At 61.6% G+C, this 2,999-nt stretch carries 1 protein-coding gene; it reads right to left on the reverse strand.

Annotated features, from left to right (window positions below; all coding sequences use genetic code 11):
• Nucleotides 1–554: 554 nt before the first annotated feature.
• The gene (locus VHL31_RS10310) at nucleotides 555–1,907 is read right to left on the reverse strand and encodes a PAS domain-containing methyl-accepting chemotaxis protein (protein WP_329661122.1); all 1,353 of its coding nucleotides are present in this window, start codon (nucleotides 1,905–1,907) and stop codon (nucleotides 555–557) included.
• Between the last annotated feature and the right edge of the window lie 1,092 nt (nucleotides 1,908–2,999).

Here is a 2,999-nt window from a genome sequence, read left to right on the forward strand (position 1 = left end):
CATCGCCCTTCTTCGACAGGCCAGCCAGCCGCTCCTCGACGTCAAAGAAACCAGCCTGACCCGCCATGCCCGCCTCCTACCAGACTGGCCTCATCCCACCACCATTGCCGGACACGCACGAGCGGTTTTTGGAGGTGTCCAGCTTGCGCACGGTCTCCACGACAGGGCCTTGGTAACAGCCAAGGATCGCCAGCCGTGCCCGGTCGTACGCCCATCGGCGAACTGGTACGTCAGCCATGGCCAGTGCCGGCGGACGGCCCTGATGCTTATCTCGGCTCCCGGGACGTCCCGCACGCCAGCCAGGGCGAAGTTGACCATCAGGAGCCGCCACCGGTGTCGACGACGGCGTGGCGCTCACGACCCTCCATCTTCCTGGCCACGTCGCAACCACCTCCGCCTGGAGACGGCGGCGGCTTTACGGTCTGGCTGTCCAGAACCCCTGCTGACGGGCGTGGGTTCTGCTTTGGCATCATCCGCCACAGTGCCTTCCACATGATGGAAACGACCCTGCAGCGGGGTGATGAGGTGAAGCATCAATCGACTGCACAAGAACGTCAGGCAGCCGACTTCGCCTCTGCCACTGCCCGCTCGCAGCTGTCTGCGATGTTCCTGACAATGGCCGTGAGGCCAACCACCGAGGATGCAGCCGAACCCACCGTGTCGCGCACGTTCGCGATCACGTCATTGATACCGGCAGACGTGCTCGCCACTTCGGCTGCGGCCGTTCGCGTACTGCCGATTTCGCTAGAGATCTTCTGGGCGGCCTGTTTCGCCTGGTCGGCCAAGGCTTTGACTTCCGTTGCGACAACGGCAAACCCGCGGCCCGCGTCTCCAGCCCGAGAGGCTTCGATCGCAGCGTTGAGAGACAACAGGGTGATCGGGTCGGCGATGGAGGTGATCGCATCGACGATGCTGGTCATCGAGCCCATGGCCAGAGACAGGCGTTGCGCCGCCTGGTCGGCCGCATGCGACATGTCAGCCGCCGTGCTGGAGCGATTGCGGGAGGCGGTGATCATCTCGGTGATTTCTTTTTCGGTGGCGCTGAGCTGACGGGCCTCGGCGGCAAAACCAACGATGATCTTCTGGATGCGCTCGTTCTTGTGTCTCAGTTCAGCCTGCTTGGTAACGTCCGTCGCGAACTTGACGACCTTGCAGGACTTGCCGTTCAGGTCCAGGATCGGGTTGTAGGTCGCCTGGATCCAGACCTTCTTGCCGTTCTTGCCGATTCGGCAGTACTCCCCGGCCTGATAGATGCCGCTACGCAACTCTGCCCAGAACCGCTGGTACTCCTCGGTGTTCCGTTCAGCCGGGTCCAAGAACATCGAGTGGCTCTGGCCCTGGATCTCGGCGAGGGTATAGCCCATGGTCGTCAGGAAATTGATGTTCGCGGTCAGGATACGACCTTGAAGGTCGAACTCGATCACCGCCTGAGATTTGTCGATCGCCGCGATCTGGCTGGCGAAGTTGCTGTTCTGGATCTTGGCCTGGGTAATGTCGGTGGCGAACTTGATCACCTTCACGACCTGCCCGTTCGGACCACGAACCGGATTGTAGGTTGCCTGGATCCAGACCCAGTTCCCGCCCTTGCCAAGCCGCCGGTACTCGCTGCCCTGATATTCGCCGCGTCCCAGGCTCTGCCAGAACTCACGGTACTCCGCCGTCTGGTGCAGTGCCGGATCGACGAACATCCGGTGGTGCTTCCCGACGATTTCATCCATGCGGTAGCCCATGAGCCGCAGGAAATTCTCGTTGGCGGACAGAATTTCGCCGGCGGGCGTGAACTCGATGATGGCTTGCGAACGGTTCAATGCGCCGGACGCAGCTTCGAGATCACCAATGCGAGCTTCCGAGGCTGCCAGTGCCTCCTCGAGACGCTCCACGACACGACGGTTGACGAGACCAAACATTGGCTGGTTCATCCTAGGCTCTAGCGGTCGCAGGCGGACGAACATCTGCATCGCCTGCCTGCGTCAGCGTAGGGACGACGGGTTAACAGTCCCTGAAGAATCGTGACAAAAGTTCAGAACATGCTTGCGTGTATAGGCATGGCCATCGCTTAGGACGGCATCATTCTCCTTGTCCGGCAGATCGCCAATCTGCGGCCTCGTCTGGGACCACTTGGTTGGCGCCCGCTGTGAAGCTGCGCTGCAGGCGTCGGCGCCCGATCGCCCTGCTACCGGCAGACATCCAGGTGTGTGGATCGGGATGGGCTGGTACGGCTCGATCCTGAAGTCCGGTGGCTCGGCCTTCCATGCGTCACGGAATGGCCGGCTACTGCATCAAGCGGCTTGGACTTGCGGTCAGGGTTCGGCAACGGGATGACGGAGTGGCCCTGGCGCTGGATCATCAAGGCCAGGTCCACCGGGCTCGTGCCCATAATAGAGATCTTCAGGTCCATCGCGCCGTGGCCGGGATTCGGCCGGCTGGCGCCTTGGTCGGACGGTGCGCGATCGAGCGTGTGGCTGGAGCGATGGATCGATTGCTGGCAGAGCTTTCCTTGGTGTTGGAGCCTCATCCACCCGGTGATGACCAGGTGGCAGAGGCGGCACTCGTCCAGACGGAACCGACGGCAAGCCGAGGCACAAGCCAGTCTTCAAAAGGGCCTAAGCCTTCGGAACCACGACAAAGGCGCACTTCAGACCAGAGGCAACGAGGGACACAAATTCTTCGGTAGCTTCGTTATGACATGACTGCTTTACCAGGCGGGCAGGAATGCCTTCTGCAGTCAAATTGACCGATGAGCAGCTATCGTGGCACATCAGCTGTTTAGCTGGTGTTCGTGGCCCGCATGATCCCGCCGCAGGAGCCGGCAGCGCTGAAAGTTCCGGGCGGCGATGTCGGTGGTCGAGCTTCGCTTTGGAGACTGGCGCGAAAGGCTCTGCAGTGCCTTGGGATGCCGGACATAGTGAGCGGTCGATGGCTTCGGGCACGTAGCACGTACCTGATAGCGCCGATCATCGAAGCCCCGGTCGGTCTTATACGAGGCCCTTGATGCCGTT

This window comes from Geminicoccus sp., assembly GCF_036263595.1.
Taxonomy (GTDB): domain Bacteria; phylum Pseudomonadota; class Alphaproteobacteria; order Geminicoccales; family Geminicoccaceae; genus Geminicoccus.